General features: G+C 65.2%; 14 protein-coding genes. 8 read left to right on the top strand and 6 right to left on the bottom strand.

All coding sequences use genetic code 11. The features are described from left to right. The 5 genes from CG471_RS17830 to CG471_RS17810 form a co-directional block, all read right to left on the bottom strand. Nucleotides 1-2,316, bottom strand: coding sequence for a fimbria/pilus outer membrane usher protein (locus tag CG471_RS17830; RefSeq protein WP_257211591.1), 2,316 nt, complete (start codon nucleotides 2,314-2,316; stop codon nucleotides 1-3). Further along, nucleotides 2,297-3,040, bottom strand: coding sequence for a molecular chaperone (locus CG471_RS17825; protein ID WP_099232726.1), 744 nt, complete (start codon nucleotides 3,038-3,040; stop codon nucleotides 2,297-2,299). The genes CG471_RS17830 and CG471_RS17825 overlap by 20 nt, the downstream gene beginning before the upstream one ends. A 21-nt stretch (nucleotides 3,041-3,061) precedes the next feature. Then, nucleotides 3,062-3,559, bottom strand: coding sequence for a spore coat U domain-containing protein (locus CG471_RS17820; protein WP_004208307.1), 498 nt, complete (start codon nucleotides 3,557-3,559; stop codon nucleotides 3,062-3,064). Between the two features lie 133 nt (nucleotides 3,560-3,692). Beyond that, entirely contained in the window at nucleotides 3,693-3,983 is a 291-nt protein-coding gene (locus CG471_RS17815) for a hypothetical protein (protein WP_257211590.1), read from the bottom strand. A gap of 136 nt (nucleotides 3,984-4,119) precedes the next feature. Then, nucleotides 4,120-4,608: a MarR family transcriptional regulator gene (locus CG471_RS17810; protein ID WP_180275731.1), complete on the bottom strand. Its 489-nt coding sequence runs from the start codon at nucleotides 4,606-4,608 to the stop codon at nucleotides 4,120-4,122. Between the two features lie 264 nt (nucleotides 4,609-4,872). Between CG471_RS17810 and ectA the strand changes: the two genes are divergently transcribed. The 8 genes from ectA to CG471_RS17770 all read left to right on the top strand — a co-directional run bounded on the left by ectA (nucleotide 4,873) and on the right by CG471_RS17770 (nucleotide 13,494). Next, a complete protein-coding gene (gene ectA, locus CG471_RS17805; RefSeq protein ID WP_099232720.1) occupies nucleotides 4,873-5,364 on the top strand; it encodes a diaminobutyrate acetyltransferase in 492 nt (163 codons plus the stop codon). Nucleotides 5,365-5,378: 14 nt separating this feature from the next. After that, nucleotides 5,379-6,689, top strand: a complete 1,311-nt coding sequence (ectB, locus tag CG471_RS17800) for a diaminobutyrate--2-oxoglutarate transaminase (RefSeq protein WP_099232718.1) — start codon at nucleotides 5,379-5,381, stop codon at nucleotides 6,687-6,689. A gap of 15 nt (nucleotides 6,690-6,704) precedes the next feature. Continuing rightward, the gene (locus CG471_RS17795; RefSeq protein ID WP_004208301.1) at nucleotides 6,705-7,118 is read left to right on the top strand and encodes an ectoine synthase; all 414 of its coding nucleotides are present in this window, start codon (nucleotides 6,705-6,707) and stop codon (nucleotides 7,116-7,118) included. Between the two features lie 176 nt (nucleotides 7,119-7,294). Further along, complete coding sequence (gene thpD, locus CG471_RS17790; RefSeq protein ID WP_099232716.1) at nucleotides 7,295-8,215, top strand: ectoine hydroxylase; 921 nt, start codon at nucleotides 7,295-7,297, stop codon at nucleotides 8,213-8,215. Further along, entirely contained in the window at nucleotides 8,212-9,654 is a 1,443-nt protein-coding gene (locus CG471_RS17785; RefSeq protein ID WP_099232714.1) for an aspartate kinase, read from the top strand. Before thpD ends, CG471_RS17785 begins: the two co-directional genes overlap by 4 nt. Nucleotides 9,655-9,674: 20 nt before the next feature. Next, nucleotides 9,675-10,910 carry an MFS transporter gene (locus CG471_RS17780; RefSeq protein ID WP_099232712.1) on the top strand — a complete coding sequence of 412 codons (1,236 nt, stop codon included), beginning with the start codon at nucleotides 9,675-9,677 and terminating at the stop codon, nucleotides 10,908-10,910. Beyond that, nucleotides 10,907-12,241, top strand: coding sequence for an MFS transporter (locus tag CG471_RS17775; protein ID WP_099232710.1), 1,335 nt, complete (start codon nucleotides 10,907-10,909; stop codon nucleotides 12,239-12,241). The genes CG471_RS17780 and CG471_RS17775 overlap by 4 nt, the downstream gene beginning before the upstream one ends. Next, entirely contained in the window at nucleotides 12,238-13,494 is a 1,257-nt protein-coding gene (locus CG471_RS17770; protein ID WP_099232708.1) for a mechanosensitive ion channel family protein, read from the top strand. The genes CG471_RS17775 and CG471_RS17770 overlap by 4 nt, the downstream gene beginning before the upstream one ends. A gap of 403 nt (nucleotides 13,495-13,897) precedes the next feature. On the opposite strand, the gene CG471_RS17765 is transcribed toward CG471_RS17770, so the two are convergent. Next, nucleotides 13,898-15,238: alginate export family protein (locus CG471_RS17765; protein WP_099232706.1), on the bottom strand; the 1,341-nt coding region annotated here is incomplete at its 5' end.

The raw sequence follows: 15,238 nt of genomic DNA, 5'->3' as shown, positions 1-15,238 counted from the left end.
TTATGGCACGCATGTCAGCGGCCCGATCACTGGTAGCATTTCGTCCGGCACGGCGTCGACCCGAACATGGCAGGGGCCGTCCCCCGTATCGACGGTCAGCATCATGCCGGGGTGAAGGCTGCGGATGAAGACGGCACCATCATTGCCGACGAAGGATCTTTCATCCTCCGCGGTGACGCTGGCGCCGATTTCCGCCGGCGCGCCGTCCGGCATGACGATGCGCAATGTCGCCGGATGCTCGCGGACCGCGACGAAACGCGCGCTGACGGCGCCACGGTAGCGCGGCACCACCCTGATCTGGTCATTGGGCATCCGGATGTCGATCGGCACGTCCGCCGCCGCGATGCTGAGGCGATTGATTTCATAGGGGCGCAGGTCGGGAATGACGGCCATGCCATGGGCGTCGGTCCGCGCGACCAGTCGGTTTTCCTGATAGATGCGCACATCGGCCTGGCCGGGCACGCGCACCACGGCAAAGCCGCTTTCCACCCGGCGGGTCGGGAACAGCGCGCCATCGGCCAGCAACAGGCCGCCCTGGCCGGTGACACGCCAGCCGGTTTGTCCGCCGGCACGGTCCACCTGCGCGGTCATCTCCGCCGCATTGCCGCGCCACAGAATCTCGCCCTGCTGCTGCGCGTTGCTGCCGGTCGAAATCGCCGCCCGATAGCCCCAGCCTCCGCTTTGCGGCGGGGTGCTGCGCATTTCCGCTCGCACGCCACCCCGGTCGGCCTGGAGATAGGCGCTGCTGCGCGGGCCGAAAGGGATGGTCAGGTTGAAGCCGATGCTGTTTTCATGGCCGCTTTCCGAAAAATGGCTGCGGATCGCGTAGGCGCTGACAAAGGCCTTGTCGCGCAGGGACAGGCTGTAATTGCCCGACAGGACGCGGGCGGACTGGCTGTCGGCATAGGTCAGGCTGGTATAGGATGCGCCGATCGTGCCCATGGTGCCCAGGCTCCATCCGGCAGAGCCTTGCACCTGTTCCACGATCCGCTCGCTGTCGCGCTCCACGCCGATTTCGCGATAGCGGTTCGACGCCCGCTGGTAACTGAGAGCGACGTTCCAGGTCGGCGCGTTGCGGGCAAAGGCTGCCCGATACAACAGGCCCTCACCGGCCTGGCTCGTCGATCCCGCTGCCGCCAGGCTGATCTCGCCGATCGGAACGATGATCATGTTGACGCCGCCGCCGGCCATGGTGACGTCGGCGCTGGCTTCGGCCCGTCCCTCGATCGTCAGCCGGTCGGTCAGGCCGCGGCGATAGGTGCCGGCCAGGAAGGGATTGTCATAGCCGAAGCTGCGCAGCCCATAGCCGCGCCGTTCGGCTCCTGCCTCCATCGACCAGGACGCCAGGCCCGCGCGCAGCAGGTGGGAACTCACATAGTAGCTGGACGTGACGCGCCGCTCCACACCCAGCGGATCGCGGATCACCAGCGTCACCTGGCCGGCACCCGTGACCAGCGGCACCTGATTGATGGAGAAGGGCCCCTGGCCGACATCGGTCTGAAAGCGTTGGGTGCCGTTCACCAGCAGCTCCACGTTCGACGGCACGGCGGCGCTGCCGGCAAGGGACGGGGTCGGAAAGGTCAGGAGGCTTGGCTGCAGGGCGAACTCGGTGCCGAAGCGCACGCCGCCAAAGCGGATCTGCCGCGTCCAGTCGCGCGCGTCCGTCACGCCATCGCCGATGACGAGGCGCGTCAGGTTGATCGGATCGTCACGCAGATAATAGCTGTCCAGCCGGGTCGCCCGGCCATAGACCGTGCCGTTGCCCAGCAGCATGCTGTTCGACACCACGCCCCAGTCATCAGACAGCCCTGCCTCCACGAAGGCGCCCAGGCGCGCCTTGCCGGCATATTCGGCCGAAATATCATAATTGAGGAAGGCGGCGAGCATATTGTCGCTGGGCGCGGCGACGGTGCTGGCGGGCGCAACGCTGGTCGCTTCGAAGGCTTCGGGCGACACCGTCAGCAACAAGGCCTGGTTGGGCTCGTCGAAGGCGGCCGCGACGCCGCCGAGCGCGGATAGCGCGACAAAGGCGTCGCCATCGATCATCATTGCCGTGCCGGTCGGCGGGCGCATCCGCCAGGCGGCCAGATCCTTCACGCGCACCAGGAATGTGCCGGCGCGCCGCGCAAGCAGATAGTCGCCTGGCAACAGCCGGCCGTTGAGCGTGACCGAGGCCAGCATCATTGTGGGCGCCGTCGCTTCTGCCGTCGTCGCAATCGCGCCGGTCGTCGGTGCGCTGTCCTGCGCGCCGGCAATGCCGCAACTGGCCACGACGCAGGGCAGGACAAGAAGGGTGCTAGCGCGTCCCACCGGCATGGGATGCCGACTGGAGGACGAGCTGTGCGGTCAGGCTGCGCTGGCCGGTAGCCGCCTCCAGCGTCAGCTTCTCTCCGCCGCGCACCGGCCGTTGCATGTCGAACAGGAAGCTGCGTGTCGCGCCGGGAAGGATGTAGATCGATTCCTGCCTCGTCGCCAATGGCGTGCCGTCGGCCCGCTTGAGGTCAAGGCGATTGAGATGGACGTGCGCGCTGCCTTCATTGCGTGCGGTCAGCGTCAGCTGCCTGTCACTGGTGGCGGTCAGCTGCCACGCCAGGGATGCCTGCGCACCGGGTGCGGTCACGAAGATGGGGATGCTGACACGCAGCAATGTGCGGATCTCGCCAGCGGCGGTCGGGCGATCGGTCGGGATTTCCTCCAGGAAGACGCGATAGCTTTTCTCGGTCGGTGTGGCGGGCGTGCGCAGGCCGAAGCGCGCAATCTGCTGCCCGCCCGCGGCTATTTCGAACAGCGGTGGATTGGCCAGGATGTCGCGCGTTTCCTCGAACAGATCCTGCCCATTATCCTGCCGCCATGCCACGACCCGCACCTGCATGCGGGCCGGTGCATCGCCGCTATTTTCGATCGTCATCGTCTCGACCGGGGTCTTGTCGTCAAGCGCGACCAGGACCGGATAGATTTTCAGCGTCGCGGCCCAGGCGGTGGCGGGCTGCGCCAGGGCGAGCAGGGCCGCCGCCGCGCGTCGTGCGAACATCTTGGGCATGGCCGCCTTGCTCCGAATCGATCAATAGACGACGTTGACGGTGATGGTGTCGCTATAGGAACCGATCGGGACATTCTGGCCGGCCGTGATCCGGCCATAGACGGTCAGGGCATTGGTGCCGACCGGCGCCGTCGCGGCGGCGGTGTCGGTTGCAGGTGTGTTGCCCCAGTTCGTCGTGTGCGCCGAATCCTGATACAGCGCATAGCTCAGCAGATTGCTTCCGCTCGACATCTTGCGCGTGGTCACGGTCGCCCCCGATGCCGTGCCCGCGGTCAGGCCGACCGTGTAGGTGGTGCCGACCGTGCAGAGAACCGACAGGGTGGAGGTGGCGTCGGTCGGTCCGGTTGCGGTCGGGTCATAATTGCCGAACGCCAGCGCCGTCGCCGACACGACGCAGGCCTTGATCACGGTTGCGGTAACCGGGAAGGTCGTGGTGGTGGTGGCTGCCTGGGCCGTGCCTGCAAGACCCGTCAGCAGGGCCGCGGCTGCGAGGGATGCGGCCAGTTTGAAACGAAACATGTGTCCTCCAACACCTCAAGCTTTGATGGAGGGAGTATCGTCAATGTCGGTTAATAACGCGCTTTTGGGCAAAAGACGGCTTTACCAATATTTTGCGTAAATCGCCTTCGTCGCAAGACAAGGGGGCGGTCCCTCAGAACTCATAGGACAGGATGTCGTCCTGCCGGCTGTGATCCATATTGCCGCTGCGAAGGGAGGCGGCAGTTCCGTTGTCGCTGGACGATTTCACCATGCGATAATGATATTGTCCGCAATTTTCAGCAGCCTGTTCGCTGGAAATGCGGCAGGGCTGCACGACCACCGCGCCGACCAGCAGCGAGCCATGCGCGGCCTGCTGCGCAGGCGCAGCAGTGCCGATGAGCATCGATCCTGCAATCAGGAGGGTGCGGCCGGAATGGCGCAACATGCAAATAACCCCGTTCATCGCGCCCTCCTAACGGATCGAAGCGGCAACTGACAGCGATTCCTGACCGGCGGCCGAAAGGCAGGCGATGCGTCGAATAGGGAATCTATGCATAGTCTATGAAGGGGGGACGCTGACGGCGGGGCGCCGTGGGGCGTCAAAGCGGCTCGGATCGGTCGATCCGGCCGCTGTCGAGCAGCGGTGCGGCGTCGATCGAATCTGCGTCCATCAGCATCGCCAGCCTTTCCGTCGCGGCAAGGATCATGGCCTGTTCCCAGCTAGGCAGGGCGTCGAAGCGGTCGGTGAAGCGCTTCTGCAGCGGGTCGGGGGCATCGGCCAGGGCGTCGCGGCCGGCGGGCAGCAGCGTCAGGTTGATCTGGCGCTTGTCACGTTCGCCGCGCTGGCGCTGGACGAAGCCGAGCGCGACCAGCCGGTCGACGATCGCGGTGATCGTCGCCTGGCTGAATTGTAGCGCCTGCGCCACGGCGGAGGGAGTGACGGACAGGCGCGCGTCGATTTCCCGCAGCACCAGCAATTGCGACGGCGTGAGCCCGGTCGTCGTCGCCAGCTGACGACTGCCGATTTCGGTCGCGCGCAGGACGCGGCGCAGCGCGCGCAGGGTCAGGGAGGCGATTTCGGAATCCATGGGAAGGCGCATAGCGCGAAGTCCCGCAAAGCGCCAACGGGGCCAAAAGTTCCTCATCATATACTTCATCATATGAAATATAATTTCGGCTTTGGGGTTGAAGATGGCGCCGATGATCGGCATATAACCGCCCGTCTCGCCGGAGAATCTGCTTCTCCGAGTAAAATATAATTCGGGAGATGAACAATCTTCGATTCCCAAGCTACAGCGGCTGCTTCGCCGCCACGGGCTTCTGCGCGCTCTCGATCGGGCGAGGGGCAGGATATCGTCTTACGCAAGCCCGTCGCCACGGACGGGCCAGCCATCAGCGGATTGATTGCGGCCTGTCCGCCGCTTGATCCCAATTCGGCCTATTGCAACCTGCTGCAATGCACCGACTTTGCCGACAGCTGCATCGTCGCCGAGTGGGGCGGTGCGGTGGTCGGCTGGGTATCGGGCTATCGCCCGCCGGCAGCGCCCGACACGTTCTTTGTGTGGCAGGTCGCGGTGTCGTCCGCCGCGCGCGGCCAGCGCCTTGCCGGGCGCATGATCGAGGCGCTGCTGGCCCGGCCCGCGCAGGCCGGCGTCACCCATCTGACGACGACCATCACCGACGATAATCGCGCCTCCTGGGCCCTGTTCCAGGGGCTGGCGCGGCGGTGGGGCGTTCGGATCGAAAAGACCGCCCGCTTTGAAGAACAGGCCCATTTTGCCGGCGCCCACGCCACCGAATGGCAGGCGCGCATCGGCCCGCTGCCGACCCCGGCACAGAGTTGAGAGAGATTGAAAGCATGACCGTCACGACCCAGCCCAAACCCACCAGCACCATGCCCGACACGGCCATTTATGAGCGACGCGAATCCGCCGTGCGCAGCTATGCCCGCGCCATGCCGCGCCAGTTCAACCGCGCGGAAGGCGTGTGGATGCACGACAATCAGGGCGGCCGCTATCTCGACTTCCTGTCGGGCTGCTCCACGCTCAACTATGGCCACAATCACCCGGTCCTGAAGGCCGCGCTGCTCGACTATATCGCCGGCGACGGTATCACCCATGGCCTCGACCTGCACACCGATGCCAAGGCCGACTTCCTTGCCACGCTGGAGGATGTGATCCTGCGTCCCCGCGGGCTTGATTATCGCGCCATGTTCACCGGGCCGACCGGCACCAATGCGGTCGAGGCCGCGATCAAGCTGGCGCGCAAGATCACGGGTCGCGAACTGGTGATCGCCTTCACCAACGGCTTTCACGGCATGACGCTGGGCGCGCTCGCCTGCACCGGCAATGCCGCCAAGCGCGGCGGCGCGGGCGTGCCGCTGAGCCATGTCGCCCATGAACCCTATGACGGCTATCATGGTCCCGATGTCGATACCGCCGACCTGCTGGAGCGGCGCCTGTCCGATCCGTCGAGCGGCCTTGATGCACCGGCCGCCATCCTGGTGGAGACTGTGCAGGGCGAAGGGGGCCTCAATGCCGCCTCGCCGCAATGGCTGCGCCGGATCGCCGAGATCGCCAGGCGCCATGGCGCGCTGATGATCGTCGACGACATCCAGGCCGGCTGTGGCCGTACCGGCAATTTCTTCAGCTTCGAAGGCATGGGCTTCACCCCCGACATCGTCACCATGGCGAAGTCGCTGTCGGGCATGGGCCTGCCCTTTGCGCTCACGCTGTTCCGTCCGGAACTGGATCAATGGGCGCCGGGCGAACATAATGGCACCTTCCGGGGCAATAACCATGCCTTCGTCACCGCCACCGCCGCGCTGCGCCATTTCTGGGGCGATGCGCAGTTCGAACAGGATATTGCCCGTCGCGGCGCGCTGCTGGAACGGCGGCTGGACGCGATGGCGGCCGAACATGGCCTGTCGACGCGCGGCCGCGGCATGATGCGCGGCATCGACGTCGGATCGGGCGAAATCGCTCAGACCATCACCGCCGCCTGCTTTGCGCAGGGGCTCATCATCGAAACCAGCGGCGCGCATGACGAGATCGTCAAAGTGCTGGCGCCCCTCGTGATCGAGGACGCCGTGCTGTCGGCCGGGCTCGACATTCTCGAGGAGAGCATCCGGTCCGCGCTGACCGTCACCTATGGCGTCGCCGCAGAATAAGAGGAGATTTCAGACATGATCGTTCGCAAGCTTCAGGACATCCGCAAGTCCGACCGCAATGTGAAGTCCAAGGGCTGGGAAAGTGCCCGCCTTCTGCTGAAGGACGACAATATGGGCTTTTCCTTCCACGTCACCACCATGTACGCGGGCGAGGAATTGCACATGCATTACCAGAACCATCTGGAGGCGGTGCTGGTGCTCAAGGGCACGGGCACGATCGAGGATCTGGGCACCGGCATCACCCATCAGCTGGCGCCCGGCGTCATGTATGCGCTCAATGCCCATGACCAGCATATCGTGCGGCCGGAAACCGATATCCTGTGCGCCTGCACCTTCAATCCGCCGGTCACCGGCAAGGAAGTGCATGACGAGAATGGCGCCTATCCCGCCGATATCAGCGCCGCGCGCGAGCCTGCGCTGGCCGACTGATGCGTGACGCTCCAGCATTTTCAAAGCAGATGGCCACATCTGCTGACTCGGAAAATGCGGACAACAACGAAAATTGGAGCTTGATCCGATTCAGTATGAACGGATCAAGCTCTGGCTTGGGCGCTGCCTGAGCCAGCCACGCCCTTATTATCTTAGATTGAAAAAGGGGGAGTCCCATGAAAGACCTCTACCCGTCCCGCCATGCCGACATGGCGGAATTCCTGCCGCGCCACGATCCGGTCGTCCATGCCGACTGGAGCGCCGGCGCGCCGATCAGCCGCGACCAGGCCGATGCCTTCGACCGCGACGGCTATCTGGTGCTGGAAGACATTTTCTCCGACGCGGAAGTCGCCTTCCTCCAGCACGAGGCCCGCAAGCTGCTGGCCGATCCCGATGCGCTGGAAGCCGAAACGGTGATCACCGAACCGGGCGGCAAGGAAGTCCGTTCCATCTTCCGCATCCATGCCCAGAGCCGGGTGATCGAGCGGCTGGCGGCGGACAGTCGCCTGGCTGGCGTCGCCCGCTTCCTGCTGGGTGACGATGTCTATATCCACCAGTCACGGCTCAACTATAAGCCCGGTTTCCAGGGCAAGGAATTCTACTGGCACAGCGATTTCGAGACCTGGCATGTGGAGGATGGCATGCCGCGCATGCGCGCGCTGTCCATGTCGGTGCTGCTGGCCGAAAACACGCCGCATAACGGTCCGCTGATGCTGATCCCCGGATCGCATCGCCAATATCTGACCTGCGTCGGCGAGACGCCCGAGGACCATTATCGCCAGTCGCTCAAGCGCCAGGAATATGGCGTTCCCGACGAGGACAGCCTGGCCGAACTGGCGCATCATCATGGCATCGTCGCGCCGACCGGCAAGCCCGGATCGGTGGTGATCTTCGACTGCAACATCATGCACGGGTCGAACGGCAATATCACGCCCTTCCCGCGCGCCAATGCCTTCCTGGTCTATAATGCGGTGTCCAACCGGCTGGAGGCGCCCTTTGGTGTCGACCGGCCGCGCCCAGCCTTCATCGCCGCACGCGGCGAACCGCCGGTCATCACGCCGATCAGCGGCCCCCTGATGCAGGAGGCGCTGGCATGAGCAGCCTGCATAGCGTCGAGAAGATCGGCGGCACATCCATGGCCGCGACCGCGACATTGTTCGACAATGTGCTGATCGCCGGCCGCAAGGGCGCGGACCTCTATCATCGCATCTTCGTCGTGTCGGCCTATGCCGGCATGACCGACCTGCTGCTGGAGCACAAGAAAAGCGGCGAACCGGGTGTCTATGCCCGTTTCGTGGCGGACGAGGATGCGGATGGCTGGCGCCAGGCGATGGAGGCGGTGCGCCGCGCCATGCAGGAGCGCAATGCGACGATGTTCGTCCGCGCCGACCGGTTGGCGGAGGCCAATGCCTTTGTCGACATGCGGATCGATGCGGTTGCCGCCTGTCTCGACGATCTGGCGCGGCTGCGCAGCCATGGTCGCTTCTGCGTCAAGGAACAACTGGTGACGGTGCGCGAACTGCTGGCGGGTCTCGGCGAAGCGCATAGCGCGCATTCGACCGCACTGCTGCTCCGCGACCGGGGCGTCAATGCGCAGTTTGTCGACCTGACCCTGTGGGACCAGCAGGACATGCGCGAGCTGGACGACCGGATCGGCCAGGCGTTCGCGCCGATCGATCTGGCGACCACCCTGCCGATCGTCACCGGCTATGCCGGATGCAGCGAGGGCATGGTGCGCCTTTATGCCCGTGGCTATTCGGAAATGACCTTTTCGCGCATTGCCGTGCTGACGAAGGCGCGCGAGGCGATCATCCACAAGGAGTTTCACCTGTCGAGCGCCGACCCGCGCCTGGTGGGCACGGACAAGGCGCGCAAGATCGGCCGCACCAATTATGATGTGGCGGACCAGCTTGCCAATCTGGGGATGGAGGCGATCCATCCCGGCGCCGGCCGGGGGCTGCGCCAGACCGACATTCCGCTGCGGGTGCGCAACACATTCGACCGGGAGGATGGCGGAACGCTGATCTGCGGCGCCTATGTCTCCGACACGCCGCGCGTCGAGATCGTCACCGGCGTGCGCCATGCGCAGGCGCTTCAGTTCTTCGAGCAGGATATGGTCGGCGTGAAGGGCTATGACGCGGCGATATTGGACGTGCTGGCCCGCCATGGCGCCTGGATCGTCAGCAAGGCGTCGAACGCCAACACCATTACCCATTATCTGTCCGCCGATGCGGCGACGGTGAAGCGGGTGATCGCGGATTTGCAGGCGCGCTATCCCGACGCTGCCATATCGGCCCAGCCGGTGGCGATCGTCTCGGTCATCGGCAGCGACATCGCGCGGCCGGGGCTGGTGCCCGATGCCCTTCGGGCGCTGGCCGATGCCCATGTGCCGATCGTCGCGATGCAGCACCAGATCCGCAATGTCGACGTGCAGTTCATCGTCGATGTCGATCATTATGAAACCGCCGTGGGCGCGCTGCACCGCGCCCTGGTGGAGGACGGGGCGGAACCGGCGGAGGATCGGCGCGCGGCCTGATCCGCGCCCGGTCGTCCCCCATGTTCGCCGCGATCCACCCCGTCCGCAGCCTGCTGCTCGCCATCTTCATGCTGATGGCGGGCAGCGGTTTCCTGTCCACGCTGATCGGCCTGCGGCTGGAGCGGGCAGGAGCGGGCACGATGGCGATCGGTGCGGTCGCCACCGCCTATTTCGGTGGGCTTGTGGTGGGTGCGTTGCGGGCCGGGGCGATCGTGCGACAGGTCGGGCATATCCGCGCCTTCGCCGCCTTCGTCTCGCTGCTGTCGGCCAGCACATTGGCCTATGCGCTGGTCCAGTATCCGCTCTTCTGGGCCTGCCTGCGCCTGATCGACGGCATCTGCGTCGCGGGCGTGTTCATCTGCCTGGAAAGCTGGCTCAACGACCGGGCGGAGGCGGAAACGCGCGGCAGCGTGCTCGCAGCCTATATGGTCGCCCTCTATTCGGGGCAGGCGGTCGGGCAATTGCTGCTGGGCGCCAGCGGTGCGTTGCCGGCGGTGCCATTCCAGATCGCCTCCATCCTCATTTCCCTGGCCATCATCCCGCTCTGCCTGACGCGCAGCAGCGCCCCCGCGCCGGTCGATGCGCAGGCCTTCACCATCCGCGCGCTTTATGCCGCCTCACCGCTTGGCACGGTCGGCTCGGTCGCGACCGGGCTGATGCTGGGCGCCTTCTATGGCATGGCGGCGGTGCATGTGCGCCGGCTGGGGCTGGACCTTGGCGCGACCGCCAGTTTCATGATGATCGTCATCCTGGGCGGCGTCGCGCTGCAATGGCCGCTGGGGCGCCTGTCGGACCGGCTCGCCCGGCGGCGGGTGATCGTCGGCTGCTTTGCCGCGACGCTGGTGGTCTGCACGGCGCTGGCGATGCTGGTGTCGGGCGGCCCGTGGCTGCTGGCGCTTGGCGCCCTGTTCGGCGGCCTCAGCTTCGCCCTCTATCCGCTCTGCGTCGCGCACTGCAACGACCGGCTGCTGGCGACCGAGCGGGTCGCGGCGAGCGGGCGGCTGGTGCTGCTCTATTCGGTTGGCGCGGCGATCGGTCCGCTCGGCGCTGCGCTGCTGATGAGCCTGGCGCCGACGAGCGGCCTCTTTCTCTTCATTGCCCTGTGCGCCGGCGCGACGCTGGCCTTCGGCCTCTGGCGCCAGACGGCGGCCCCGCCCGTGCCGGTGCCCGACCAGCAGGACTTCCAGATCGTGCCGCGCACCACGCCGGTGGCCTCGCTGCTCGATCCCAATACCGTAGACGGACTGACCGAATGACCGCTTCCGCCGTTCCTGCCACCGCTGCTGCCCCGATGCAGGCCGACAAGGCCACCTTGCGCCGGGCCATCGCCGCGTCGGCGCTGGGCAATGCCACCGAATGGTTCGACTATGGCATCTATGCCTATGGCGTGACCTATATTTCCGCCGCGCTCTTTCCCGGCGCGGTGGACGATGCCATTCTGTTCGCGCTGGCGACCTTTGCCATTTCCTTCCTCGTCCGGCCATTGGGTGGCCTGTTCTGGGGACCGCTGGGTGACCGGCTGGGGCGCAAGTCGGTACTGGCGCTGACCATATTGCTGATGTCGGGCGCGACGCTGGCCGTCGGCCTCATCCCTTCCTATGCGCAGATTGGCTGGGCGGCGCCCGCGCTGCTCATCATCCTGCGCATGGTGCAGGGTTTTTCGACTGGCGGCGAATATGGCGGCGCCGCGACCTTCATGGCCGAATATGCGCCCGACGCCCGACGCGGCTTCTATGGCAGCTTCCTGGAGTTCGGCACGCTCGCCGGCTTCTCCTTCGGCGCGGCGCTGATGCTGGGCTTTTCGCTGCTGCTGGGGGACGCGGTCATGCATGCCTGGGGCTGGCGCATTCCCTTCCTGGTGGCCGCGCCCATGGGCCTCATCGGCATGTATCTGCGGTCGCGGATGGAGGACACGCCGGTCTTCCGCGAGCAGACGGCCGAAGGCAGCGGATCGCCGTCCCTTTCCCGGCTGCTGCGCGACCATAAGCGGCCGATGCTGGTCGTGGGCGGGCTGGTCGTGGCGCTCAACGTCGTCAATTATACGCTGCTCAGCTACATGCCGACCTATTTGCAGCGCCGCATCGGCCTGTCTCCGGACGAGGCGCTGGTGGTGCCGATCATCGGCATGCTCTTCATGATGCTCTTCCTGCCGATCGCCGGGCATATGTCTGATCGGATCGGGCGCCGTCCGATGTGGCGGCTGTCGCTCATTGGCCTGCTGGTCGCGGTGGTGCCGCTCTACATGCTGATGGCGACGGGCCTTGCCGGCGCGATCATCGGCTTTGTCCTGCTCGGCCTGCTCTATGTGCCGCAACTGGCGACGATTTCGGCGACCTTCCCGGCACTGTTCCCCACCATCGCGCGCTTCGCCGGCTTCGCGATCGCCTATAATCTGTCGACCTCGCTGTTCGGCGGCACCGCGCCGGCGATCGGCAGCGCGCTGATCGGCGCGACCGGCAATGAACTCATGCCGGCCTTCTACATGATGGCGGCCTGCATCATCGGCCTGATAGCGCTGCGCTTCATGCCGGAAACGGCCGGCCGGTCGCTCCATGACGATCCGTTCGGATGGGAGCGTGCCGCATGATCAGCCAGCTCTATATCGCGTCGGACAGCCTCCAGATCCTGACCCGCGGCTATGTCGACAATGTCTGGTTGCAGGCCGTGACGGGATTGCTGTTGCTTGGCGCATTCGCCTGGGCGGCCAACTGGGTGGCCAAGCGTATCGTCCTGACCCTGTTGCTGCGGCTGATCGATCACCTGCCGTTCCGGGTTGAGGCCGCGCATATCGGTGCCGTCGTCGCGCGCCTGTCCAACATCGTGCCGGCGCTCATCATCCAGTCGGGCGTCGCCGCCGTCCCGCATCTGCCGGTGCGGCTCGCCGGCTTCATCGCCAGCCTGTGCGCCGCCTTCATCATCCTGACCTTGGCCATCGCCTTGAGTGGCCTGCTGACGCTTGGCAACGACCTGTATCAGCGCCGGCCCGATGCCGCGAACCGGCCGATCAAGGGCTATGTGCAGGTAGCCAAGCTGCTGGTCTATGGCGCGGCGAGCATCCTGATGATCGCGGCGCTGATGGACCAGTCGCCCTTGCTGCTATTGTCGGGGCTGGGGGCGATGGCGGCCGTGCTGATGCTGGTGTTCAAGGACACGATCCTGTCGCTGGTCGCATCCGTCCAGATCGGCTCCAACGACATGGTCCGGGTGGGCGACTGGATCGAGATGCCGCAACTCGACGCCAATGGCGACGTGATCGACATCGCGCTGCACACGGTGAAGGTCCAGAATTTCGATCGCACCATCACCACCATCCCGACGCACAGGCTGATCAGCGAGAGTTTTCGCAACTGGCGCGGGATGCAGGAATCGGGCGGCCGCCGGATCATGCGGGCGCTGGTGATCGACCAGAACAGCGTCGGGTTTCTCGATGAGGCAGGGCTGGATGCCGTCGCGCGCTTCGGCCTGCTCCGGACCTATCTGCACGACAAGCAGGATGATCTCTCGCGCTGGAATGGGGATCATGCGGCGGGCAACAGGCTGGATGGCCGGCGGCTGACCAACATCGGCACCTTTCGCGCCTATGTGCTGGCCTATCTGCGCGCGCATCCGGATATCCGCTCCGATCAGACCCTGTTGGTGCGCCAGTTGGCACCCAATGAACATGGACTACCGCTGGAAATCTACGCCTTCGCCAACAGCATCGTCTGGGCCGAATATGAAGGCATACAGGCCGATATTTTCGACCATCTGATCGCGATCCTGCCCGAATTCGGGCTGCGCCTGTTCCAGCGGCCCGCGGGAAGTGATCTGGGGCAGCTCATGTCGGGCACCCGGATATAGAAGGGGCTGGGCGCGCTTGCATTATCCCTGCCTTCCGGCGCGTAATCGGTGTGGATTCCTTAGGAAAGTACGGATTTTTGCGGTCTCTATGTCTGCCAAGGTACATGGCATGGATACAAGGAAGCCTGGCTCTTGAAGCATGTCTGGAACCATCCGGAAGGCAGAAAATGCTTCCGCCGTTAATTTCCAAATCATCTCCGTCGCTGTCTTTCTGGCACCCAATTCAGGGTTTCTCAGGGCCATCCTGACACGACTGGACGGCAAGTCCGTACCGACGCCTGCGGTGCCCGCAGCGCCGAACGCAATGTCTTTGCGAAGGCGCTGCTTTGGGTAGCTTAAGGCTGCTCAGGGCGTGTCCGCAAGGAATGGTGCAGCTAACCGAACGTCCGCCGAGAGCTTCATTTCATATACGGAAGGTTAGGTATGCAGCGGCGTAGAACAAGTCGCGCCCCGGCTTGAACTTCTCGGAAACGTCGCCGTAGATCGTGTAGAAGCCGAGCGTGGTGAAAGGGTTGAGGGCATAGCGTCCGGCTGCCGTGGCCCGCTTTCCGAAGAAACGGGAATCGGTCTCGTCGGCACGGCGCAGCACTTGCCCACCCAGCGAATAAACGCCGTCGTGGATCGAGGTGCGCCACAGACCTGCCACCGATAGGTCGAGCGTCAGCTTCGCGGTCGGCTGCAACGTCAGTTGCGGCTGGATGATCGTCAGATTATGTGGGCCAAGGTCGCCATTATAGGTGAGCGGCTTGGGGAAGAGCGGCGCATAGGTGCCGATCTTGCCGTCATTGGGGTTCCTGTCGCCCGAGCCGACATCGACGCGCAAGGCCAGCTTGGGTTTCCATCCGCTGGCCCAGCCATAGGCGGCCGTGCCGGTGACATAATAGGCGTCGATGTCGAGATCGCCGAACGAGCCCCATTGCCGAATACCCTCGACATCGATGCTCCAGGCGTCGCGCTTGCCGGCATAGCGCAGCGACAGGGTGCGGCGCTGGTCGCGGGCGGCGGCTTCGCTGTCGAAGGCGAGGCTGGCGCGGTCTGACGAGACGAACAGCGCCTCGGCGCGCCCGGTGCGGGCGCCGGCGCCGAAGCTGCGGCCGGCATGAAAGCCGGTCAGGTCATAATCATGGTTGGTCTTGTCATCGAAGGTGCCGAGCTTCTCCAGCACCGCATGGCCAGTGAGGAAGCCGCCATCCCATGGTCCCTGGGTCGCCATGACGCGCAGCAGGTCGAGCGAGCGGCGGGTATTGGCGCCTTCGCGCATGTCGAACACGGTCTGGTTGCCGATGCCGATTTCCTGTCGGCCTAGGCGCGCGGTGATGCGACCCTTGCCGACCGGAACATGCGCCTCGACAAAGGCCTGGTTGAAGTCGAGCCGGCCTTCCTCGATCGGCGCGACGACGGAATCGAGGCCGGTGCTGGTCGCATGTTCGAGATCGACGAAAGCGCGGAACAGGCCTTCGATCTGGAGGTCGCCCCAGATGCGGCTGCGCTGCTGGAAATTGCCGTCGTCATCCTGCGGGCCGCGGCCCCAGCGCTCGCCCAGCCGCAGTTCGGGGCGCAGCCGCAGTTCACCGCCGAGCGTGGCATAGGTGTTGCCGACGATCGGCAGATATTTGAGGCGGGTCCACAGGTTGGCGTCGCGCACGTCGCGGAAGCCGGAATAATCCTCGTCATGGTTGATCGGGCGGAAGGCCGGCTTGGGCGCCTTGGGCCGCTCGCTGGTCTGTGATGGGGGCAGTTGGGC

Origin of the sequence: Sphingobium sp. IP1 (assembly GCF_002708645.1) — a bacterium.
Lineage (GTDB): Bacteria > Pseudomonadota > Alphaproteobacteria > Sphingomonadales > Sphingomonadaceae > Sphingobium > Sphingobium yanoikuyae.
The sequence above is the reverse complement of the archived record's forward strand: the minus strand, read 5'-3'. Positions and strand labels throughout refer to the sequence as shown.